Genomic DNA, 22,375 nt, shown 5'->3' on the forward strand with positions numbered 1-22,375 from the left:
ACCCGGACCCGGATGGGTCGGCAGTCCCTGTCATAGCGCTAGGACGCGCTAAAATATCCGTCGCCTTTCGTCGTTCGACGCAGGACGACTATCGGGCACCCGAGTTGCCGCGCTCAGGTCAGATGCCGACGGCGTAGAGCGCGTGGTGCGTCAGGACGAACAGCGTCCGTCGATCCGCGCCGCCGATAACGAGCTGCAACGGGCGGTCGGGCACGTCGATACGGCGCACGGGCCTGCCCGCGGGATCATGGACGAAGACCTGGCCGTTCGCGACATAGAGGTTGCCCGCGGCGTCCTGCGCAACGCTCTCGCCGCCGCGGTCGGCGACGATCTTGAGATCGGTGACCTGCCCCCCGTCTCCGACCAGCCCGCTATAGGTGCGGTTCTCCGATCCGTTGGTCAGCACGACACGCGTCCCCGGCCTGGCGGTGACGAAGCCGTGCGCGTCGAGCGTGTCCGACCAGCGCCATCCCTGGTGATCGTCGGGACCCTGGTTCCAGACCCGGAACGCAGGCAACGCCAGCGGTCCGTCGAGCGAGAGATATTCCTGCGGCTTCGCCTCGCCCATCTTCTGCGTGAAGAAGTCGGCCAGGGTCGGGAACTGATAGGTCGCGGGGTCGATCCGGTCGGCAAATTCGCCGTTCGCCCAGGCGTTGACGGGCAGTACGGTCGCCGCGTCGCGGTGCGGTTTGGCCGGCGCGGGCGCGATGACCCTGACGTCGGCCGGTTTGGCGGGATCGATGCTGTACACCGTGGCGTCGCGCCCGGCGGACGACAGGACCAACAGGTCGCCCGATTTGTCGACCGCGAGGTTGACCGCGTCGAGCGGCGCGTCGGCGACGATCGACAGCCCCTCCGCCTTCGACCAGCCATGGATCCGCTGGAACTGCCGGTCGATGAAGTAGAGCTTCCCCTTCGCATCCACCGCACCGCCCGCGATCGAGTAGAAGCCGTCGGCGAGCGGGTCGACGACGTGTTCGATCACGATCCCGAACCCGCCCCGCAAACCAAGACCGGGCTCGACGTCAACCCGGCGCTGTACGACACGCTGGGTCGCTTCTACCGCGCCGGCGTCCGCGCCCGCTTCTAGGCGCCGGTATCGCCCGGCCCCGTCAGCGAGCGATGGCGGCGGTCAGCGCGTCCAGGAAACGCGCCGGCGCTTCCACCTGCGGGGCATGTCCGAGGCCGTCGAGGCGGACGAGGCGCGCGCCGGGAATGGCCTTTGCTGCGGCTTCGGCAGCCTGCGGGACTGTGCGGATCGTGGACCGGCGTTCGGGCGGGGCACTGTTCGCGCGGAACGCGGTCAGGTCGCGCTCGCCGATGATCAGGGTGACCGGCATGGCCAGGCGCGGCAGGTCTGCGGCGACGGGCTGCGTCTGGATCATGTCGGACAGTCGCGCCTGCGCATCACGCACGACGTCGCCGTCGGGGCTCGCATATTGCCCCGCCAGCATCGCCACCCATTGGTCGTACGCGGGACGCCACTCGCCGTGATAATAGTTGCGCAGCTGATAGGCCTTGATCGAGGCGGCATCGGTCTTCGCCTCCTCCGCACGCAGCGAGCCCAGGTCCGTATAGGGCACCCCTTCCGCCAGAGTGTCGTTGAGGCCGAGCGGGTTGACCAGCACGAGCTTCGACACGCGATCGGGATGCAGCAACGCGAACCGCGCCGCCAGGATTCCGCCAGTCGAGTGACCGACGAGGACGACCTTGCCCACCCCGGCGCGGTCGAAGAGCCCGCGGGTCAGTTCGGCCATGGTGTGGAAGCTGTATTGATAGCCCGCGAGCTTGGACGATTTGCAGAAACCGACCTGGTCCGGCGCGATCACGCGGAACCCCGCGCCGGCAAGCCCGCGCGCGGTCTCGTCCCAGGTCGCCGCGCAGAAATTCTTGCCGTGGAGCAGCACGATCGTCGTCCCGTTGGCGCGGCCGGTCGGAGCCAGATCGAGATACGCCATGCGGATCGGCTGGCCCTGCGACGAGGCGTCATACCAGCGGACCGGTGCCGGATAGTCGAAGCGCTCAAGATTCGCGCCGAGGGGTACGGTCTGCGCCGTGCTGGAGGTGGCCGACACGGCGAGCGTGCCGATCGCGACGGTGGTGAGGAAGCGGATCATCGCCCTACAACGAACCGATACCGATGCGGTGCCCTTCGCCCGGTTCGATGGGACGGAAGCCGGATCGCCGACGCGTGATGGAGTGAACCGAACGCGTGGAACGGTCTGTCGCGGCGCTCGGGCCGTCCGGCGACCTCTCGGTTGCCTTGCCATTCCGGTGCACCACATGGTTCGGCAGTGAGACGTATCGTGGCACGAATGACGCGCGCGATCGTTCGCTATCTGGATCGAAGGACAGGACGCTCGCGATGTCGATTATCGTCAATGGGTTACCGTCGACACTTCCCCAGGACCCGCGGGTGTCGCTGCTAGATTTCCTGCGCGAATATCAGCACCTGCCCGGCACCAAGAAAGGCTGCAACCAGGGGGCGTGCGGGGCGTGCACGGTCCTGGTCGATGGCGAGCGCATCCTGTCCTGCCTGGCGCTTGCCGTACAGTATGACGGGCGGCAGGTGACGACGATCGAGGGACTCGGCGACGACCAGGGTCTGCATCCGCTGCAACAGGCGTTCATCGACCATGACGGGTTCCAGTGCGGCTATTGCACGCCGGGGCAGATCTGTTCGGCGATCGGGATGGCAGCGGAGGCCAGGCGCGGGGTGCCGAGCCATGTCAGCGCCGACCTGACCGGGGCAGCGACGCTCACCCGCGAAGAGGTCCAGGAACGGATGAGCGGCAATCTGTGCCGGTGCGGCGCGCACAACGGCATCGTCGACGCGATCCGCGAAACCTTTACCGAGGATACCGGCGCATCGGAGACCGTGGCATGACCCCGTTCGACTATACCCGCGCCGGCGATGTGGCCGAGGCCGTGCGGCTGGGCGCCACACCCGCGACGGCCTTCCTCGGCGGCGGTACCAACCTCGTCGATCTGATGCGCGAGACCGTGGCACGCCCCGACCGCCTCGTCGATGTCACCGGGCTGTCGGGCACGATCGCGGAGTCTGCCTCAGGCGGCCTGATGATCGGCGCCAGCGTCAAGAACACCGCGCTGGCCGAGCACCGCGTCGTCCGCACGCGGTATCCGGTCCTCGCCCGTGCGATACTGGCCGGCGCGTCGGCGCAGATCCGCAACATGGCGACGGTCGGCGGCAATGTGTTGCAGCGGACACGGTGCACTTATTTCTACGATACCGACGGATCGCGCTGCAACAAGCGCAGCCCGGGGTCCGGTTGCGATGCGATCGACGGTTTCAGTCGCGGCCATGCGATCCTGGGTGCGTCCGCCGCCTGCGTCGCGACGCATCCCTCGGACATGTGCGTCGCGCTCGCGGCACTCGACGCCGTGGTGCATGTGGAAGGCGCAAGCGGCAAGCGCACGGTGCCGTTCGGCGACCTTCACCGCCTGCCGGGCGATCACCCGGAGATCGACACCGTGCTGGAGCCGGGTGAGCTGATCACGGCGATCGAACTGCCCGCGCTGCCGGACTCGGCGCGATCGAGCTATCGCAAGGTCCGCGACCGATCGAGCTATGCCTTCGCGCTGGTCTCTGTCGCCGCCGTGCTGGACATCCACGATGGCGTGATCACCGATATACGGCTGGCGCTGGGCGGTGTCGCCCACAGGCCCTGGCGCGCGAGGACGGCGGAAGCGCTGCTGCGCGGCGGCCCCGCCACCGCGCAAGCGTTCAGGGATGCCGCGATTGCCGAACTGGCGGATGCCCGGCCGCTTCGCGACAACGGCTTCAAGGTGCCGCTCGCCACACGCACCATCGTCGCCGTGCTCGGCGACCTTGCAGGGGACCAGGCATGAGCATCGTCGAAACCGCCAAGGCTGCCGCGCAGGGCCTCGTGCAGGGCGCGATGGCAAAGCTGGTACCGCTCGCGCCCGACAGCTGGATCCCGGGGGGCGTCCCCGACCCGCTGATCGCGCGCAAGCATGGTCTCATCGGCGCGCCCGTGTCGCGTCTCGACGGCGCGCTCAAGGTGAAGGGCGCGGCGCGCTTCGCGGCCGAATTCGTGTTCGACGACATGGCTTATGCCGCACTGGCCTATGCGACCATCCCGCGCGGGCGGATCGCCGGGATCGACGCCGCGGCAGCCGAGGCCGCGCCGGGCGTGGTCCTCGTCATGACGCACCGCAATGCGCCGCGGATGAACACGCCCGGCGTGTTCGGATCCTCCCCGACCGCCGTCGGTCCGGCCGACCTGCCGATCCTGCAGGACGACCGCATCCACTGGAACGGCCAGCCGATCGCGGTCGTGCTGGCCGAGACGCAGGAACAGGCCGACCACGCCGCGTCGCTGCTCTGCTTTACCTACGAGGCGGATCCGTCGACCACGACGCTCGCCGGGGCCAAGGCGGACGGGATCGAACAGGGCCTGTTCATGGGCCAGCCGCTGCTCAACGAGATCGGCGATGCGGACGCCGCGCTCGCGGCCGCGCCGCACCGCGTCGACAACCTCTATCGCACGCCGCGGCACACGCATAACCCGATCGAGCCGCACGCCGCGACCATCGCCTGGATCGACGGCGGACTGGTCCTGCACGACGCCAGCCAGATGGTGACGCAGCAGGCGCAGACGATCGCAGACGTGTTCGACCTGGAGACCGATCAGGTCCGGTTGAGCTCGCCCTATGTCGGCGGCGGCTTCGGCAGCAAGGGTCTCTGGGATCACCAGATCCTCGGCGCGGCGGCCGCCAAGCTTTCGGGTCGGCCCGTACGCATCACACTGTCGCGCGAGGGCGTGTACCGGATCGTGGGCGGGCGGACCCTGACCGAACAGCGCGTGGCGCTGGGCGCGCAGGCCGACGGCACGCTCGATGCGCTGATCCATACCGGCCTGTCGATCATGACCCCGCACAACAACATGCCCGAGCCCTTCATCCTGGGCTCGCGTGCCGCCTATGCCGCACCCAACATCACGCTGCAGGTCAACGTCGCGAAGATGACCATGCTCGCCAACACGTTCATGCGCGCGCCGGGCGAATCCGTCGGCACGTTCGCGCTCGAATCGGCGATCGACGAACTCGCGGTCGACCTGGGCATGGACCCGATCGCGCTGCGGATCCGGAACGAACCGGACAAGGACCCGACCTCGGGCCTGCCCTTCTCGTCGCGCCACATTGTCGAGGCCTGGCGCGCCGGCGCCGAACGCTTCGGCTGGGCCGAACGCAGTGCCGTGCCGGGCGGCCGGACCGACGGCGAATGGCAGATCGGCATGGGGTGCGCGACCGGGACCTATCCCTATTACCGCATGCCGGGCGCCGCGGCACGGATCACGCTGATCCGCGACGGCGGCGACGTGCGCGCCAAGGTCGAGGTTGCCGCGGCCGAGATGGGCATGGGTACGTCGACGACGACCGCGATCGTCGCGGCGGAGCGGCTGGGCCTGCCCCTCGACCGGATCGAGGTTGGCTATGGCGATTCGCTGATCCCCGGCGCGATCATGGCCGGGGGGTCGCAGCAGACCGCCGCGATCGGCGCGGCGGTGATCGCCGCGCACAATGCGCTGGTCGCCGAACTGCTGAAGCTCGCCGGCAACGATTCCCCGCTCGCCGGCCTGTCGCCGGACGACGTCGGCAGCGAGGATGGCGGCCTTGCCCGGCTCGATGACCCCGCGATGCGCGAAAGCTACGCCTCGATCCTCGCGCGCGCGCGGCGCGACGATCTGGAAGTGACGGCGGAGGCGTCGCCGCCGCTCGAGTTGATGCATTGGTCGATGCATTCGCACAGCGCGATCTTCTGCGAGGTGCGGGTCAACAGCGTCACCGGCGAGACGCGCGTCAGCCGGATCCTGGGATCGTTCGACTGCGGTCGCATCCTCAACCCCAAGACGGCGCGCAGCCAGTTTCGCGGCGGCATCATCATGGGGCTGGGCATGGCGCTGATGGAGGAGACGCAGTTCGACGAGCGCAACGGCCGGATCATGAACCCCAGCCTCGCCGAATATCACGTGCCGGTGCATCTCGACGTGCCGGAGATCGACGTGATCTGGACCGACATCGCCGACCCGCACACCCCGATGGGCGCCCACGGCATCGGCGAGATCGGCATCACCGGCGTCGCCGCGGCCGTCGCCAACGCGGTGTACAACGCAACCGGCAAGCGGATCCGCGACCTGCCGATCACGCTCGACAAGCTCCTGTAGTCAACCGGAAGAGCGCTCTGCGACAATCGAAGAGGAAGGTTCGGGAGCGCGACTGGTCCGAAAAGCGCAGACCATGGCGCGCGGGAGCACAAGATCGCGCCTGGCCCGCCGTCCCTCGGCGCCCTATGCCCTCGCCGATGGACGGCTATCCCCTCCTCTACTCGTTCCGACGCTGCCCCTATGCGATCCGCGCGCGGCTCGCTCTGCTTGCGAGCGGTACGGCCTGCATCATCCGCGAGGTCAAGCTTTCCGCCAAGCCTGCCGAGATGCTCGCGGCCTCGCCCAAGGCCACCGTGCCCGTGCTGATCACGCCCGATGGCCGCGTCATCGACCAGAGCCTCGACATCATGCGGTGGGCGCTTTCGAGCCGCGACCCGGCGGGTTGGCTCGACCACGAGGACACGCACCTGATCGCAACCAACGACGACGCGTTCAAGCATCATCTCGATCGCGCCAAATACCCCGAGCGCCACGACGGCGACCCCGCCCCGCACCGCGCCGCCTGTATCGACCTGCTGCGTCCGCTGGAGGACAGGCTGAGGACGACGCGCCACCTCTGCGGTGAGACACCGGGCCTGACCGACGCCGCGATCCTGCCGTTCGTGCGGCAATTCGCCTCGATCGACCGCGACTGGTTCGACGCGCAACCGTTGCCGTACGTCCGTGCCTGGCTCGACCGGTGGGTCGCGTCCGACGGCTTCGAGGCCGCGATGGTCCGGTTGACGCCGTGGCGCGCCGGCGACCCCGACGTCCTGTTCCCATCGGCGCAGGATCCGGAGACGCCGGCACCGGCCGATCGTCCCGGACGCGGTTACTCCGAGGGGCTCTTGCGATAATCGAGCGGCGGCTTGCGGTCACCGAGCATCGCCTTGTAGGTGAAGTTCGGTCCCCGCCGCTTCTCGAACTCCGCCTTGGCGGCGGCGATCTCGGCCGGGTTGCGGAACAGTTCGGCTGCGGTCAGCGCCAGCGTCTTGGTGGCGACAATCGCGCCCTTCACCCCGATGCTCGACCCCGCGGCGGCGACGTTCTGCCAGCTATGGCCCGCCGACCCCGGCACGAAGGTCGCGGTCGACAGGCCGACCGTGGGCGTGACCCAGCTGACGTCGGACACGTCGGTCGAACCGCCGATCGCCTTGGTCTCGAGTTGCGCCGGTTCGATCTGCGACACGCTGGTCAGCGGGGGCGCGCCGGCGGGCATCGACTTCTGCAGCTGCGTGGCGAACGCGGTTTCCTCGGGCGTCCAGGTGATCCCGCCCGCGGCGTGCAGGCCGCGGTCCATCGCCTTCATCAGCACTTCGTTCGACAACAGGCTGTAGACGCCGCCGGTCTGTTCGAAATCGACCGTCGTCTCGGTGCCCATAGCGGCGCCCTGCGCGGCCTTCTTGACACGCTCCATCACCGACTTGACGATCTCGGGGTCCTGGTCGCGGACGTAGTAATAGACCTCGGCCTCATCGGGCACGACGTTGGGCGCCTTGCCGCCGTTGGTGATGACATAGTGGATGCGGGTGTGGTCGGGGATGTGCTCGCGCATCATGTTGACCATCATGTCCATGCCCTCGACCGCGTCGAGCGCGGACCGGCCCTTTTCGGGCGCGCCCGAGGCGTGCGACGACTGGCCGTGGAAGCGGAACTTGCCGCTGATATTGGCGAGCGAGGGCGCCTGCGAGGCCGAATTCTCGTTGCCCGGATGCCAGTGCAGCACGGTGTCGACGTCGTTGAACAGGCCGTCGCGGACCATATAGACCTTGCCCGACCCGCCTTCCTCGGCGGGCGTGCCATAGACGCGGATCTCGCCCTGCACCTTGTTCTTGACCATCCAGTCCTTGACCGCGATCGCGGCATAGGTGGACGCCGTGCCGAACAGGTTATGCCCGCAGCCATGGCCCGCATCGCCGCCCATCGGCTGGCGCACCGGCACCGCCGCCTGCGACAGCCCGGGCAGCGCATCATATTCGGCGAGCACGCCGATCACCGGCCCCGCCCCGGTCCTGAAGCTCGCGACGAAGGCGGTCGGTTCGCCCGCAACGCCTGCCTTCACGGTGAAGCCCGCGGCCTTCAACCGGGTCTGGAGCAGCGCCGAGCTCTGCGTCTCGAGATAGCCCATCTCGGCATATTTCCAGATCTGCAGCGCGGTGTCGGAGATCGGCTTGGCGTTCGCGTCGACTGCGCCGATCAGCGCGGTGCGATCGGCGGCGGGCAGGTCCTGCGCCGCCGCGGGGATCGCGGCGGTCGTCATCAGCGCTGCCAGAAACATCGTCGTCTTCATGGTCAATGTCCTTATGCGAGGCAGGATCAGAACTTCTTGGTGATGCCGAGGAAGAAGTAGCGGCCGATCACGTCGTAGTTCTGCGCGTCGTAATTGGCCTCGGTATCGCCGACCTGCGGCGGCTTCTTGTTGAACGCATTGGTGACGCCCATCCGGAACTCGGTCTTCTCGCCGGTCTCGAACCGTGCGTTCAGGTCGAACACGTTATAGGCGTCGACGCCGCGCGTGGTGCTCGCGGGGTTCACCACCTTGGCCGAGGCGATCATGTTGTCGATATACCGCCAGCGGACGCCCAGCGTCGCGCCGCCGACCGAATAGCTGAACGAGGTCACCGACTTCCATTCGGGGTGCGCGAGGCCGGCCGTGGTCTCGACGCCGGTACCGATGCTGCCGGCATAGTCGTAGCTGGGCGCGCCCGGCAGCGCCTGGATCTTGAACGACTCCAGATACGACACCGCGGTGTTGAGCGCGATCGTGCCGGCATTGCCGCCAAGCCCGATGTCGGACAGGTTGACCTTCCAGTCGAACTGCACGTCGATGCCGCGCACCTTGAACGTCCCGAGGTTGAGCAAGGGCTGGAGCGGGTTGACCGGAACGCCGTTCCCGGTGTTGCGCGAGATCAGCGAGCAATAGTAATTGCTGGCCGCGTAGGTCGGATTGTTGCCGCCCGAGTTGAAGCAGAACTGGAACGCCTGCGCGATCGAGAGCGGCCCGACCGCCTGCTTGATGCCGATGCGGTAGTAGTCGACCGACAGCGACATGTTGCGGAACACCGGCGACGAGAAGGGCGACTGGATCACCCCGCCCGCCGAATAGGTGTCGGCGATTTCTTCCTGCAGGTCGGGATTGCCGCCGGTCAGCGCGAACACCTGTGCGGTGCCGAGCTGATAGCTGTCGATGATCGCGGTCGGGATGCCCTGTGCGAGGCAGAGCGCGCGGACCTGAGTGCCGTTCGCGCCGACGCGGTAGGACGAGCGCACGTCGCACGGATCGCCGGTCGAGGTCGTCGCTGCCGGGCTGCCGATCGCGACGCTGCCCGTCGAGACGGGGGCGTAGAGCTCGCCCACGCTCGGCGCGCGGATCGCGCGGTTATAGCCGCCGCGCAGCCGCAGCGCGTCGAACACCTGCCAGTTCGCATCCGCCTTGTACGCGTGCACGCCACCGACGGAATTGTAGTTGGAATAGCGATAGCCGAGATCGAGATCGAACTGCTGGATCAGCGGGATGTCGTGCAGCAACGGCACGAGCAGCTCGCCATACGCCTCGCCGACCTTGACCTTGCCGCTGGCCGCGCGGAGCACGCTGTAGCCGAGGATATCGCTGGTGCCGTCGGGCAGCGACAGCTGCGAGTCCGGCTGGAAGGCGTAGGAATTCTCGCGGTAATCCGCGCCGACCGCGAAGCGCAGTTCGCCGGCCGGCAGGCGGGCAAGGCCGCCCTGGATATTGCCCTCGACGGTGCGCTGCTTCAGTTCGTTGGTGTTGAGCGTGCGGCGCGAGATGTAGGCGATGCATTCCTGCGACGGGGTGACGTTGCCGAACGGGTTGAACCCGCCCGCGCACAGCTCGGTCCCGCCGGTCGGGCTGTTGAGCAGGCGCGAGACCGCGCCGGCGCTGGCGCCGCCGGTCTGCGAATTGTCGAACTTCGCGCGGCTGGTGTTGGCATAGAGGTCCCAGGTCCAGTCGCGCACGCCGATCTTGCCCGAAAGCCCGGCGGTGATCTGGTAGACGTCATACTCGTAGGTCTGGATGCGCGGCCCCAAAATGCTGAGCGCCTTGTAGAAGGTGAAGGGCGCGTTCGGCGTTGGCCGCGACGCGAGGATCGAGCGGAAGGCGGGCGTGATGAACGGATTGGTCGTCGGCACGGTCAGCCCGTACACGTTCGAGGCCAAAGTCGGGTTGGTGATGCCCGTCGAGCTGTAGGTCGTGTAGCTGAACTGGGTGAACGCCTTGATGTCGTCGGTGACGTCGTAGTCGACCTTGCCGAACACCGAATAGCGATCGAGATCGGCCTGGATCGATCCCCCGTTATAGCCGAAATTGACCTGCTGGCTGTTGGTGCCGCTGTTGACGATATAGGCCTCGTCGGTCTGCGGGTCGCGGTAGTTGAGCACGGGCACGCCCGCGGTGCTGAACAGCGTCTGGTCGGTGTTGAACCCGATCTGCCCGGTGTAGCGGCCCGCGGCGTTGCCGGTCAGCGCGCGCGTGCCATATTGCCCGACGAACACCGAATTGACCGCGGCGAGCGTCGGCAGGTTGCTGCCGAAGATCGCGTTGCCCTGCGGGATCGTGCTGAGGCCCGGCGTCGACGTGCGGAAGGTGAAATAGTCGCGCTCGGCCTGCTGCGCGGTATCGCGGCGGGTATAGTCGACCGACAGCACCGCATGGCCGCGCTCGTCGGCGAAGACGGAGCCTGCGGTCGCGGTGATGCGATAGGTGTTGCCGTCGCCATAGTTGCTGACGCCGGTCTGGCCGTTGAGCTCCAGTCCCTTGAAGTTGCGGCGCAGGCGGAAGTTGACGACGCCCGCAGTCGCGTCGGAACCATAGGTGGTCGAGGCGCCGCCGGTGATGACCTCGATATTCTCGATCAGCGCTTCGGGAATGGTGTTGAGATCGACCGAGCCGTCGGGGTTGGACGGCTGCAGGCGGCGGCCGTCCATCAGGATCAGCGTGCGCTTCGACCCCAGCCCGCGAAGGCTGGCATTCGCCTGGCCGCCGTTGAGCCCGGTGCTGGTGCTGCCGGTATTGCCCTGGCCGAACGCGCCGGCGAATTGCGGCATCTGCGTCAGCGCGGCTTCGACGGTGACGCGGCCGGTATTCTCGAGCGTGTCGGTGGACAGCGAGACGATCGGGCTGTTGGCGACATAGTCGGACCGCGCGATTCGCGATCCGGTGACCGTGATCTCTTCGGGGGGCGCGTTGCTGTCCTGTTCGGGCTCGACGCTCGCGGGCGGTGCGGTCGGCACCGTGCTCTGCGCGTGCGCCGCGCCCGCGATCAGCGCGATGGACGCGCAGCTGCCAATGAGAAACGCGCGCGTGATACCCCGTGCAACCATGTCGAAGCCCCCTTGGAAACGGCCGCATCGTTGGCGGCCTCACGGGGTAAGACGCGGTAGTTTCGGGGGCCCTCACTCACGAGACGCAAAAAAGTTGCATGAAAAAGGGAGCGGCCGTTTCCGGTCGCTCCCCGATGCGATTGCGTATGCAACGATAGAATGTGACCCCCTGCCCCCGTTCGTGCTGAGCGCAGTCGAAGCACCTAGAGGAGAGGTGCCCTTCGACTTCGCTCAGGGCGAACGGCAAGGGGGGAAGAACGGAACGGCCGCCGTCGTATCGCCTACCGCGTCGCCGCCACCGCCGGCCCGTAGATCAACCCGTTGAACAGCAGCTTGAACGTCGCATAGGGCTGCGCGCGCTGCGTGACCTCGGGGCCCATCGCGAACAGTTTCCCGCGGCCGAGATCGACGTCGGTGACCGCGACGGTGCCGTTCAGCCGCTGCTGACCGACCGCCCAGCCGCTGCGCAGCGGCGCGGGGCCCTCAAACCACGCGACCTTCTTCGCCGCGGTGCCCGAGAGCGTGAACGGCTGGCTTTCGTCGAAGAAGATGTCGACCGTCGGCGTCATCCCGTAGGCGAGCGGCTGGCGCGGATCGACCTTCGCCGACAGGATCGCGCCGGGGATGTAGAACGCCTTCTTGTCGAGCGCGGCGAGCGTGCCGTCGGGCTTCTTCGTCACCAGCGCAGGCTGGATTTGCGGATCGAGCAGCGTGGCCAGCCGGTTCGCGCTGCCGACCGTGACGACGGTACCGCCCGCCTTCGCGAACGCGGCGACCGACGGCAGCGTCTTCTCGGGCGTCACCTCGCCCAGCCAGCCGCGATACTCGGCGGGGATCGTCTTCGCATCGGGCATGCCGAACCGATAGCCGCCCGGATACGGCCCGCCCGCGGTCGACGGCACGGTGCCGTCGGCGAACAGCAGCACGTCGTATTTCGCGTTGAGGTTCCCCGCGTCGAGCTCCTGCGGATAGACGACGCTGAACGGGAACTCGTATTGCTCGAGCACCCAGCGCGTCCAGCCGGCGGCGATCACCCCGCCATAGCGGTCGACCAGACCCACGCGGACCGGTTTCAACGCGAGCTTCGCCCCCGTGGGCGCCTTGGCCACCGCATAGGCGTCGATCCCGAGCTGCCGGGTCGACGAGGCGAGGATACCGCTCGCGGCAGGCGACGCCGGGACCCAGATCGCGCCCGGCGCCAGCGTCTTGCCGCCGGCCTTCGTCTCGGGTTCGATCCAGGATACCGGCACGCCGGCCTTGAGCAGGCGGTTGGTCAGCAGGAAGGCGTTGTTCGCCTCGTGCCCGACGAGCCAGCCCGCCTTGCCCGCGCCGATCACGCGACCGGGCGCCACCGTCATCAGGTCGGGCACGCGTTCGAACGCGCCCGAAAAGCCGTCGAGCACGCGGTCGAACGTCACGCCCATCTGGTAGGCGAGCGTATAGCCGGTGATGTCGTACGGCGCCTTGGGCGGGCCGCCGGGATACTCCGCGTCGTGCGGATGATCCTGCGGCTCGAACATGTCGATGACGTGCGGACGATAGGCCTGCGCGGTCTTCACGACATAGGAGCCCGCGGGATAGCGTTTGCCGCCCGCGGTGAAGGGCGCGGTCGCGCGGTCGACGTCGACGCCGTTCTTGATCAGCGCGTTGAGGAATGTGATCGTCGTCGGCATGTCGCGCTGCTCGGGCGAGAGGACATAGCCGCGCGGGTCGCGCTTCGCCGGGTCCTTGAGCACGCTCGCGTAGAGCGACGAGGCGACCATCCCCTCCCTGGCGCGGCTGTTGTAGCCGACATAGCCCTCGTCGGCCTTGGCGTCCTTGCCCGCTTCCTTCAGCGCGTCGACCCGCTTGGGCGTGGTCGTCCAGCTGTCGGTGTTGCCCTTGGCGATCGCCTGATGGCCCATCCGCCAGATGTTCATCAGCAACCGTTCGCGGTTGCGCGACGCATAGTCCATCACCGCGCGGTCGAGCGACCATTGATATTCGAGGCTGTCCTTCAGATGCCAGTCGCCGGGCGCGATCGGCAAAGGCTCGTCGCTGCGCGCGAGTTGCGTGTCGGCGATCAGCGGGATCTTCTCAGGGGTAGGTCCGCCGATGATCTCGGTCAGCAACCCGATCGAGTTGTGGAAATAGGCGACCGAGCGTTCCATGCCGTTGTGCCAGGTCGAATAGGGTGCGGCGCTGCGCATGCCGGAGCCACCCTTCTCCTCGGACACGAGCCGGCTGTGCATCGCCGAGCCGACCTCCTGCAATTCGGTCATCACGATCGGGTTGTAGTTGTAGTTGAAGGGGTCGCGGAACGGCGGCACGAACACGACCATGCCCGCGGGGCCGGTCTGGTGCTGGTTGAAGACGATCTGCGGGAACCACTCACGGAACAGCTGCCGGTTGACCGCCTCGGTCTCGGGCATCTGCACCATGAAGCTGTCGCGGTTGTTATCGTGGCCGATATACTTCTGGTACAGCCGCGGGATCGTGCGGAATTCGCGGTCGGTCTTGACCGGGTTGCGCATGTACCAGTCGGCGATCAGCTGCAGCCCGTCGGGATTGTCCTGCCCGAACAGCACGATCTCGTCGTTCAGCACGCGCATCGTCTCGGCATCGGTGCCGGTGAGCATGCGGTAGAGGACGTGGATCTGGCTCTGCGTCGTGACGGTCTCGCTGGCGTGCATGCCGGCGTCGATCCAGACGATCGCCTTGCCCTCGGTCGCGAGCGCCTGTGCCTCGGCCTCGGTCTTCACCTCCGCCTTGGCGAGTTTCCGGGCGATGTCCTTGTAATGATCGAGCTTCGCCAGGTTCGCGGGCGCGCTGACGATCGCGACCCACATCGTGCGCCCCTCGGCGGACTTGCCGATATCGACCAGCTTCATCCGGTCGGACTGCGTCGCGAGCTTCTTCAGATAGGCTTCGTAGGCGTCGTAATTCGCGAGGAAATAATCGCTGCCGGGCTCCTGCGCGAAGGCTTCGGACGGCGCGGTGATCGTGCCGACCTTGGGGCTGATCGGTTCGGCGGAAGCGGCATTTGCGAGCGCGAACAGGCCCACGCCCAGCAGCAACATGGTCTTCGACATATGATATCCCCCGTGTCCCGCCGGTCGTTGCCGGCCCCTGATTATCAGACGCATGTCCGCGCCGATCCCTCAATGCGTTTCCACAATAAATCAGCCGGGCAACAGATCGAACGCCACGGTGAGACGCGGCGCATCGCCCGAAAAGGGTTCGGTGCCGTGCCAGAGATAGGAGGGGAACAGGATGAGTTGTCCCGGGACCGGGCGGACATGCCGGGTCGGCGGCAGCGCGGGCGTGGTCGGCACGCCGGGCCGTCCGAACGCCAGCCACCCCTGCGGACGCTGCGCGACCGTCTCGGGAAGGTCGACATGGAAGGCGGACGACAGCCAGCCGCGCGGGTGGACATGGTCGGTGTGATAGCCGCCGGGTCGCAACAGCACCGACCAGGCACCGGCGAACCGGTAGCCACCCGTGTTCCGCCGCCGCACCGGATCGCCGCCCGTCCCCAGTTGCGCCAGGTGCGCGCGGATCGGCGCATCGAGCGCGGCGAACAGCGCGCGCAGCACGGGGTGGTCGACCTGGCTCAAGTCCTCCTGCGTCTGGCTGCCATGGCGCAGCGACTGGTCGAGCGGATGCGTCCGCCAAGCGTGGCGCTCGCGCAGGCTGGCGGCGAGATCGGCGAGGAAAGCGTCGAGCGAGGACCAGCCCGGCGGCACCTCGATACCGCGCGTCGAAATGAGCGCGGGATCCTCGCACAGCCCAGTATACCGCGGATCGCCGAGCAGGCGCCACGCCGTGGCAAGCAGCGCGATCACGCCTTGGTCGTCAGGTGCCGCCTGCGCGATCCGTTCCGCCAGGCCGGCCCCCTCGGCGATGCGGCCGACGTGCAGCAAGGCCTCGACGACGGCCTTGGCGGTATCGGTCGACGCGGGCGCCAGTCGCAGCGCGGCGGTGGCCTGCACCAACTGCCCCGCGGCGTCGCCCAGCGCCGCTCGCGCATTCGCCGCGAGCAGGTGCAACGCCGCATCCGGTGCGCGCGCGATCGCGCGATCTAGCACCGCGGCGGCGCGTGCCGGCTCGCCCGCGCTCAGCAGCACGACCGCCTCGACCGACGCGAGCGCGGGCACGCGCGCGCTATCGATCGCGGCGAGCGCGGCACCGACATCCGCGGTCCGCATCCACCGCAGCTGGGCCAGGTCGCGGTGCGCGGTCGCATAGTCCGGGCGCCGTCCGATCGCGCGCAGGAAGGCCGCCTCCGCCGCGTCGAGCGCGCCCGTCCCCTGCAGCGCGCGCGCGTGGACCAGCCAGGTCTCGGGCGCGGTCGATCCCTTCGCGATCGCCCGCGCCGACGCCGCCGCCGCACCGGCGAAATCGCCGAGGTCGCCCAGCGTCGAGGCGAGATTATGCTCCGCGACCGTGCTGTCGGGCCGCTCGACCGCGGCGCGCGCGTACAGCGCCGCCGCGCCGCGCAGGTCGCCCGCGGCCTTGGCCTGCCGCGCCTGCTCCATCGCGGCGGAGGGGATCACTTGGCCTGCGTCACCATCAGCACCGCGAGCGACAGGGTACGGATCCCGGTGCGGATCGCCTTGTCGTGATCGGGCGCGAAGAAGGGCGAATGGTTGCTCGGCACTGCCTCGCCCTTGGCCTTGTAGGCGGCGAGCGTCGCGGCGTCGTAGCCGCCGATCGTGAAATAGACCGAGGGGACGCCCGCATCGACGAACGCCGACCAGTCCTCGCTCGCCGACCAGCCGGGCGCGGTCGCGGGCAGATAGGTGACCCGGTCGCCACCCGCGGCCTTGAGCGCTGCCGCCGCGCGCTCGGCGAGCGCATGGTCGTTGATCACCGCAGCGGTGCCGTGCAGCCACTTCACCTCGGGGGCCGGTGCCATCGACATCGCCGCCGATGCATCCGCGGTGCGCTTGACGCCGTCGAGCAACAGCTGGCGGACGTCCTTGTCGAACGACCTGAGGCTGAGTTTCAGCACTGCGGTATCGGGGATGATGTTGCCGACGGTTCCCGCTTGGAATGCCCCGACGGTGACGACGCCAAACGCATTCGCGTCCTTCTGCCGGCTGATCACACTCTGCACGTCGGTGACGAAATGCGCGCCCATCACGATCGGGTCGATCGTCGCGCTGGGCATCGAGCCGTGCCCGCCGCGCCCCTTGAAGGTGACCTGCAGGCTGTCCGAGTTGGAACTGGTGACGCCGTCCTTGACCAGCACGGTCCCGGCCTCACCCGATCCGACATGCGCGGCGAAACCGTAATCGGGCTTGGCGAAGCGCGTGAACAGCCCGGCGTCGAGCATCGCCTTCGCGCCGACCAGCGTCTCCTCGGCGGGTTGCGCGATGAACATCAGCGTGCCCTTCCACTGGCCCTTCATCGCCAGCAGCGCCTGCGCGGTACCAACCCAGGCGGCCATGTGGACGTCATGGCCACAGCTCTGCGCGACGAAGCTCGTCTTGCCCTCGAACTGCGCCTGCTCGCGGCTGGCATAGGGAAGCCCGGTCTTCTCCTCCATCGGCAGCCCGTCGAGTTCGGTGCGCACCATCACCGTCGGCCCGGCGCCGTTCCTGTAGATCGCGACGACGCCGGTGCCGCCGACCTTCTCGGTCACGGTGAAACCCAGCGCCTTCATCCGGCCCGCCAGCAACGCCGCGGTGCGCGTCTCCTGCGTGCCGAGCTCGGGGTGCGTGTGGATGTCGCGGTAGAGCGCATCGAGCCCGGCGTAGTTCTTCTCGATCTGCGCATCGATCGTCGCGCGGTCGCTCGCCGGATCGGCCGAGGCCGCGCCGATCCCCGCCATCATCGCACATCCCGTGAGCAGCAGCCGGATCATTGTCATCGCTAGAATACCCATTGTTCGAGACCGGGACGCAGGGCCCCTGCCCTGCAAGACGCAGATGTGCGCGATCCCCTCAGCCGTGCAAAGCCGCACGCGTCAGAAATCGCGATCGAGCGACAGCATCACGGTGCGCGGCGCGCTGCTGTACAGCTGGCGCGTACCGAACGCGCTCGACGTCAGCCGGTTCGCGCCGACTGCGTTCAGCAGGTTGCGCACCCCGATCCCCGCGCGCCACTGCGCCAGCCGGATATCGGCATTGGCGTCGATCACGAACCGCGCCGGGGTCACCGCGTAATAGGTGCTGCGATCGTTGAACGCGGTCCGCACGCGCGTCGCACCGACCGCGTCGACGCCGAACGTCGCGACCTTGCCGCCTGCCACCGGGACGCTGGTCTGCACGCCCATGGCGTAGGCGAGCCGCGGCACGTTGGGCAGAGGATCGCCGCGCCGCCCCGCGCCGTCGGTGGTATCGACCGGCTGGTCCTCGCCCAGCCGCGCATCGGTATAGTTCGCCGATCCCGTCAGCCGCACCGCGCCGATCGACAGAACGGCCTTGGCCTCGACGCCGTCGATCCGCACCGTGCCGATGTTGCGGTTGTAGCCGAACGCGCCGTTCGCGCTCCACGCGGCATAGATCGTGTCCGCCCAGTCGATATGATAGAGCGCGCCCTCCAGCGCGAGGCGGTCGCTCGCGAGCCTGGTCTTGGCGCCCAGTTCGTAGCTCCAGACATGGTCGGCGTCGTAGCTGCGCTCCTGGTCGCTCAGGTCCGGGGTGATGTTGACCCCGCCGGGCCGGAATCCTTCGGCGGCGATGGCATAGACCAGCGTCTCGCCCGGCAGGCGATAGGCGAGTTCGGCCTTCAAATTGGTGCCGTCGTCGGCGCGCGCATAGCGATCGGTGCCGATCGCGCCGGTGCCGGTGATGATGTTGGGGATCGGCACCGATCCATAGGCGGTCCGCGTGTAATGAAAATAGCGCAGGCCGAGCGTCGCGGTCAGTCGCGACGTCACGCCCCAGTTGGTCTCCGCGAACGCCGCCTGCTGGTCGAGCGCGCTGTGCAGCAGCCGCAACCCGGTAATGTCGAGCGGCACGATACGCAGCCCGGTCGCGGCGTCGGCGCGCACCGTATAGCTCTCCGCCGAATCGCGCCGCCGCTCGACGAACCCGCCGATCGTCCAGCCGAGCACGCCCGTCCGGTCGGACGACACGCGGACCTCGGCCGTGCTGCTTTCGACGCGGAACGGCTGGTACAACAGGCCCGGCAACCGCGTCTGCAGATACGCCTGGAACGCGCTGCGCTGCGCCGGCGTGCACCCCGCGCCGCCCGTCAGGGCCACATGGCGCGCGCAGCTTGCCGTGCTCGTCGCCTGCCGCGCCAGCACCTGCGTGAAGTCGCCCTGCTTCACGATCGTCCAACGATAATGCGATCCGGTCGCCACCACCGCGAGCGCGCCGGTGGTCCAGTGCGCGGTGACGCTCGCCAGGTCGAGCCGCTCGCGATTGGGGGTGCGGACCGGCTGGTCGTTGCGATACCGCCCGAGATCGGGATACCAGAACCCGGCATCGTCGATCCGGGTGTCCTGATGCAGCGCCAGCGTATCGATCCTGAGCGACGGCGACGGCGTCCAGGCGAGCCCGAGGCGCACACCCTGACGCAGGACGCCGCCGGTATCCTTCACGCCCAGCAGGGCGTTGTCGACATAGCCGCCGACGGTGCGCCGGTGCACGACGATCCGCGCGGCCAGCGTGTCCTGCACGATCGGCGCATTGACGACCGCGGCAAGGTTGCCCCCGATCCCGCCGCCCTGCACCGCCGATACGCCGGCATCGACGTGCCCGGACCAGCGCGTCGCGTCGGGCTGGTTGAACAGGACCCGCAGCGTGCCGCCCATCGAACTCGCGCCGTACAGCGTCCCCTGCGGCCCGCGCAGCAGCTCGATCCGGTCGACATCGACCAGGTCGACATCGGGGGTGCTGGCGGCGGGATCGAACGTCGTCCCGGACGGGCCGCTGATCGGCGTTTCGCCGTAATAGAGGCCGACGGTCGACTCGCCGGTGCCGCTGACGCCGCGGATCGCGATCCGCTGTTGCAACGGCGCGGTCGCGATCGGCACCAGTCCGGGCAACAGCGCGGCGGCACTGCGCAGGTCGTATGCACCCCGCATCTGGACCTGCGCGCCGGTCACCGCGTCCATGCTGATCTCGGTATCGCCGAGCGTCGTCGGGCGTTTCAGTGCGGTCACGACGATTTCGGCGTCCGGCGGCACGACCTCGATCCTCGCCTGGGGAACGCGTGCAGGCGGTGCGGCAACGATGATGATGACACCGGCGCGGACGCGTTTCGCGACCAGCCCGGTGCCGGCGAGCAGCGTCCTGAGCGCGCGGTCCGGGTCGATCGGGCCGTGCAGCGCCGCCGTCCTGCGGCGTCCGGTCGTCGCCGGATCGAACAGGATCTGCTGCCCGGTCTGCGTCGCGAGCTGCCGCAGCGTGAGGTCGAGCCGCTCCGCGGGAATCGCGAGCACCACCCGATCGCGCGATGCGGCCGCCGCGTCGACGCTGCCGAACCCGCAGGCCGCAGCGATCGCGATCGTTCGTGTGCCAAGGCCGCGGGCATGCATCAGGACGTGTCGTTCTACCCCCGGGTCAAGCGCTGACCTCTCCCACCCGTTCTGACGACGGTCTCGCTACACTGTCCGCTTGACGCCCGACTGGCAACATGATCGATTATGACAGATATATAAAAGGGGATGCCGCAGGCTTCGGGCGGATTTCAGACGGGGCGCGACCATGCAGACTTCCCACGCGCGCTTGGCCGCCGACGACGGCAACAGCGTCGACCTGTCGCGCCATCTGGGGGCCGTGCGGCGGTTCCTGATGAAACGTGCGCCGATCGGCGAGGTCGACGATCTGGTGCAGGAGGTCGCGCTCCGGATGCAGACGCGGCGCGCGACCGACGCGATCGACAATGTCGAGGGCTATCTGTTCCAGGTCGCGCAGAGCGTGCTTGCCGATCGTGGCCGCCGTGACACCGTCCGCCACCGGTCCGCGCACGACAGCCTCGAAGAATTTCACCATCCCGTTGAGGACCGCTCGCCCGAGCGCGTCCTACAGGGCAAGGAACATCTCGCGCAGCTGATCGCCGCGATGAACGACCTGCCCGAGCGCACGCGCCAGGCATTCGTCCTTCATCGCTTCGAGGAAATGAGCTACGCGGCGATCGCCCGACATCTGGGCATATCGGTGAGCGCGGTCGAAAAGCATATCATGAAGGCGATCAAGCTCCTCGCAGGTTCGCTGCGCTGATGGACCCCGTACCGGCGAGTCCCGACGCCGCCGCGGCGGCCGCATCCTGGTATGCGCGGCTGCACGCCGACGATGCGACGCCGGCCGACCGCGCGGCGTTCGGCCGCTGGCTCGCCGCCGAAGACGCGCACGACCAGGCCTGGCACGAGCTGGTCGCCACGACGCGCCTGCTCGACGCAGCACGCGACGACCCCGCCCTCCTCGCGATGATCGCCGCGACCCGCAGCGAAATCGGCACCCGCCCGCAGCGGCGCTGGTGGCCGATGGCGGCCGCGGCAGCGGTGGTGCTCGCGGTCGGCGGGACCACCGCGCTCGTCCTCGACCGGGACACGCAGCCAGCAACGCAAATCGCGGAGACCCGCTACGCGACCCCGGTCGGCCGGTCGCGCGATATCACGCTCGCCGACGGGACGCGGATGACGCTCGACGCCGATTCCGCGGTCCGGATCGCGGCGCCCGGTGCAACGCGACGCGTGGCGATCGATCGGGGCCAGGCGTTCTTCACGGTGGCGCATGACGCGCGCCACCCGTTCGTCGTCTCGGCGGGCGGCAACAGCGTGACCGCGCTCGGCACGCAGTTCGCGGTGCGTACCGCCGCCGACCGCGTCGTCGTCAGCCTGGTCGAGGGATCGGTCCGCGTCGACACCCCCGACATCGGTCGCGCGACGATTCTCGTCCCGGGCAACACGCTGACGATCGGCCGCACGGCGCTGCAACTCACCCGTGCCGGCGCCGAGACAGCGACCGGATGGCGCAAGGGGACGCTGACGTTCGACGCCGCGCCGCTCACGGACGTCGTCGCCGAACTCAACCGCTATTCCGTGCAGCGCATCGAACTCGGCGATGCCCGGCTCGCCAGGCGCGTGTTCAGCGGCGTGCTGAAGACCGACGGCGGCGGCACCGCGCTCGCCGACGCGCTGTCGGCCTACGGTGTCGCGCGCGTGCGCTACGCCGACCGCACGCGGCTGGTGCTCGCCTCCCAACCCTGAGCGATCGGACTAGGCGTCGGGCCGATGGTCGCCCGGCTGGACGCCGAGCCACCGGCGGAGCAGCGCGGTCACTTCGCCCGGCCGTTCGAGCGGCGAGAGGTGGCCACACGAGCGCAACAGGTGGAAGTGCGCGCCCTCGATTCGCGCGCTCAGCGCCCGCGCGTCGTCGGGGGTGCAGATCCGGTCGCGATCGCCGACCGCGACGAGCGTCGGCACACGGATCGCCGCGATCGCGTCCGAGATGTCCGGCCGGGCGAGCATCGCACGTTGCTGCCGTTCGAACACGATTTGCCCGACGCGGTCGGCCATCGCCTGCGCCGGGCCTGCGACATTTGCCGTCAGGCGCGGGTCGGCATGCGGCGCGGTCGCGAGCAGGCCCTGCCCCACGACGGTCCGCGGCCGCACCTCCATCGAGGCGCGCGTCCCGAACAGCGCGATCCGCGAAACGCGGTCGGGCGCCTGCCGGACCATCTCCATCGCGACATAGCCGCCCAGGCTGACGCCCGCGACCGCGAACCGCGGCGGGGCCGCGGCGAGCACCCGCGCCGCCATCGCGGACAGCGTATCGTCCTGCGACAGGTCGCCGAACTCGACCCGCGCGATCCCGGCGAGATCGACGATCTGCCGCGCCCATAATTGCCCGTCGCATCCCATCGCGGGAAGCAGCATCAGCGGTGTACGCGGTCGGACCATGCGA

The 22,375-nt window shown here is 68.7% G+C and carries 15 protein-coding genes; 6 read left to right on the plus strand and 9 right to left on the minus strand.

Annotation, left to right across the window (positions count from 1 at the left end):
- Positions 1-118: 118 nt before the first annotated feature.
- Both FSB78_RS06340 and FSB78_RS06345 read right to left on the minus strand, forming a co-directional pair.
- Complete coding sequence (locus tag FSB78_RS06340; protein WP_338419957.1) at positions 119-985, minus strand: SMP-30/gluconolactonase/LRE family protein; 867 nt, start codon at positions 983-985, stop codon at positions 119-121.
- Between the two features lie 127 nt (positions 986-1,112).
- The gene (locus FSB78_RS06345) at positions 1,113-2,117 is read right to left on the minus strand and encodes an alpha/beta fold hydrolase (RefSeq protein WP_147080972.1); all 1,005 of its coding nucleotides are present in this window, start codon (positions 2,115-2,117) and stop codon (positions 1,113-1,115) included.
- A gap of 248 nt (positions 2,118-2,365) precedes the next feature.
- Here FSB78_RS06345 and FSB78_RS06350 point away from each other — a divergent pair, with 248 nt between their 5' ends.
- The 4 genes from FSB78_RS06350 to FSB78_RS06365 all read left to right on the plus strand — a co-directional run bounded on the left by FSB78_RS06350 (position 2,366) and on the right by FSB78_RS06365 (position 7,045).
- Positions 2,366-2,887, plus strand: coding sequence for a 2Fe-2S iron-sulfur cluster-binding protein (locus tag FSB78_RS06350; RefSeq protein WP_147080975.1), 522 nt, complete (start codon positions 2,366-2,368; stop codon positions 2,885-2,887).
- Positions 2,884-3,870: an FAD binding domain-containing protein gene (locus FSB78_RS06355; protein ID WP_147080978.1), complete on the plus strand. Its 987-nt coding sequence runs from the start codon at positions 2,884-2,886 to the stop codon at positions 3,868-3,870. The genes FSB78_RS06350 and FSB78_RS06355 overlap by 4 nt, the downstream gene beginning before the upstream one ends.
- On the plus strand, positions 3,867-6,209 hold the full coding sequence (locus tag FSB78_RS06360; RefSeq protein WP_147080981.1) for a xanthine dehydrogenase family protein molybdopterin-binding subunit: 2,343 nt from the start codon (positions 3,867-3,869) through the stop codon (positions 6,207-6,209). Before FSB78_RS06355 ends, FSB78_RS06360 begins: the two co-directional genes overlap by 4 nt.
- Positions 6,210-6,346: 137 nt before the next feature.
- Positions 6,347-7,045 carry a glutathione S-transferase gene (locus FSB78_RS06365; RefSeq protein ID WP_147080983.1) on the plus strand — a complete coding sequence of 233 codons (699 nt, stop codon included), beginning with the start codon at positions 6,347-6,349 and terminating at the stop codon, positions 7,043-7,045.
- Here FSB78_RS06365 and FSB78_RS06370 read toward each other — a convergent pair.
- The 6 genes from FSB78_RS06370 to FSB78_RS06395 form a co-directional block, all read right to left on the minus strand.
- A complete protein-coding gene (locus FSB78_RS06370) occupies positions 7,021-8,478 on the minus strand; it encodes an amidohydrolase (RefSeq protein WP_147080986.1) in 1,458 nt (485 codons plus the stop codon). The genes FSB78_RS06365 and FSB78_RS06370 overlap by 25 nt on opposite strands.
- Positions 8,479-8,504: 26 nt before the next feature.
- Positions 8,505-11,531, minus strand: a complete 3,027-nt coding sequence (locus FSB78_RS06375) for a TonB-dependent receptor domain-containing protein (protein ID WP_147080989.1) — start codon at positions 11,529-11,531, stop codon at positions 8,505-8,507.
- A gap of 281 nt (positions 11,532-11,812) precedes the next feature.
- Entirely contained in the window at positions 11,813-14,602 is a 2,790-nt protein-coding gene (locus FSB78_RS06380; RefSeq protein WP_242008074.1) for a M14 family metallopeptidase, read from the minus strand.
- A 90-nt stretch (positions 14,603-14,692) separates the two neighbouring features.
- A complete protein-coding gene (locus FSB78_RS06385; RefSeq protein WP_147080993.1) occupies positions 14,693-16,066 on the minus strand; it encodes a 2OG-Fe(II) oxygenase family protein in 1,374 nt (457 codons plus the stop codon).
- A complete protein-coding gene (locus FSB78_RS06390) occupies positions 16,063-17,385 on the minus strand; it encodes an amidohydrolase (RefSeq protein ID WP_147080997.1) in 1,323 nt (440 codons plus the stop codon). Before FSB78_RS06390 ends, FSB78_RS06385 begins: the two co-directional genes overlap by 4 nt.
- 96 nt (positions 17,386-17,481) lie before the next feature.
- On the minus strand, positions 17,482-20,004 hold the full coding sequence (locus FSB78_RS06395; RefSeq protein ID WP_147081000.1) for a TonB-dependent receptor: 2,523 nt from the start codon (positions 20,002-20,004) through the stop codon (positions 17,482-17,484).
- A gap of 169 nt (positions 20,005-20,173) precedes the next feature.
- Here FSB78_RS06395 and FSB78_RS06400 point away from each other — a divergent pair, with 169 nt between their 5' ends.
- Entirely contained in the window at positions 20,174-20,689 is a 516-nt protein-coding gene (locus tag FSB78_RS06400) for an RNA polymerase sigma factor (protein WP_147081003.1), read from the plus strand.
- Positions 20,689-21,678, plus strand: a complete 990-nt coding sequence (locus FSB78_RS06405; protein WP_147081006.1) for a FecR family protein — start codon at positions 20,689-20,691, stop codon at positions 21,676-21,678. Before FSB78_RS06400 ends, FSB78_RS06405 begins: the two co-directional genes overlap by 1 nt.
- A 9-nt stretch (positions 21,679-21,687) precedes the next feature.
- On the opposite strand, the gene FSB78_RS06410 is transcribed toward FSB78_RS06405, so the two are convergent.
- Positions 21,688-22,371 (minus strand): alpha/beta fold hydrolase, encoded by a 684-nt coding sequence (locus FSB78_RS06410; RefSeq protein ID WP_158637974.1) that lies wholly within the window; start codon positions 22,369-22,371, stop codon positions 21,688-21,690.
- Positions 22,372-22,375: the final 4 nt, after the last annotated feature.

It is taken from the genome of Sphingomonas ginsenosidivorax, from assembly GCF_007995065.1.
Classification (GTDB): Bacteria; Pseudomonadota; Alphaproteobacteria; order Sphingomonadales; family Sphingomonadaceae; genus Sphingomonas; species Sphingomonas ginsenosidivorax.

Coding starts and splice junctions, on each gene's coding strand:
- FSB78_RS06345 (WP_147080972.1), bottom strand. CDS start 2,117: ATGATCCGCTTCCTCACCACCGTCGCGATCGGCACGCTCGCCGTGTCG.
- FSB78_RS06350 (WP_147080975.1), top strand. CDS start 2,366: ATGTCGATTATCGTCAATGGGTTACCGTCGACACTTCCCCAGGACCCG.
- FSB78_RS06355 (WP_147080978.1), top strand. CDS start 2,884: ATGACCCCGTTCGACTATACCCGCGCCGGCGATGTGGCCGAGGCCGTG.
- FSB78_RS06360 (WP_147080981.1), top strand. CDS start 3,867: ATGAGCATCGTCGAAACCGCCAAGGCTGCCGCGCAGGGCCTCGTGCAG.
- FSB78_RS06365 (WP_147080983.1), top strand. CDS start 6,347: ATGGACGGCTATCCCCTCCTCTACTCGTTCCGACGCTGCCCCTATGCG.
- FSB78_RS06370 (WP_147080986.1), bottom strand. CDS start 8,478: ATGAAGACGACGATGTTTCTGGCAGCGCTGATGACGACCGCCGCGATC.
- FSB78_RS06375 (WP_147080989.1), bottom strand. CDS start 11,531: ATGGTTGCACGGGGTATCACGCGCGCGTTTCTCATTGGCAGCTGCGCG.
- FSB78_RS06380 (WP_242008074.1), bottom strand. CDS start 14,602: ATGTCGAAGACCATGTTGCTGCTGGGCGTGGGCCTGTTCGCGCTCGCA.
- FSB78_RS06390 (WP_147080997.1), bottom strand. CDS start 17,385: ATGACAATGATCCGGCTGCTGCTCACGGGATGTGCGATGATGGCGGGG.
- FSB78_RS06395 (WP_147081000.1), bottom strand. CDS start 20,004: ATGCATGCCCGCGGCCTTGGCACACGAACGATCGCGATCGCTGCGGCC.
- FSB78_RS06400 (WP_147081003.1), top strand. CDS start 20,174: ATGCAGACTTCCCACGCGCGCTTGGCCGCCGACGACGGCAACAGCGTC.
- FSB78_RS06405 (WP_147081006.1), top strand. CDS start 20,689: ATGGACCCCGTACCGGCGAGTCCCGACGCCGCCGCGGCGGCCGCATCC.
- FSB78_RS06410 (WP_158637974.1), bottom strand. CDS start 22,371: ATGGTCCGACCGCGTACACCGCTGATGCTGCTTCCCGCGATGGGATGC.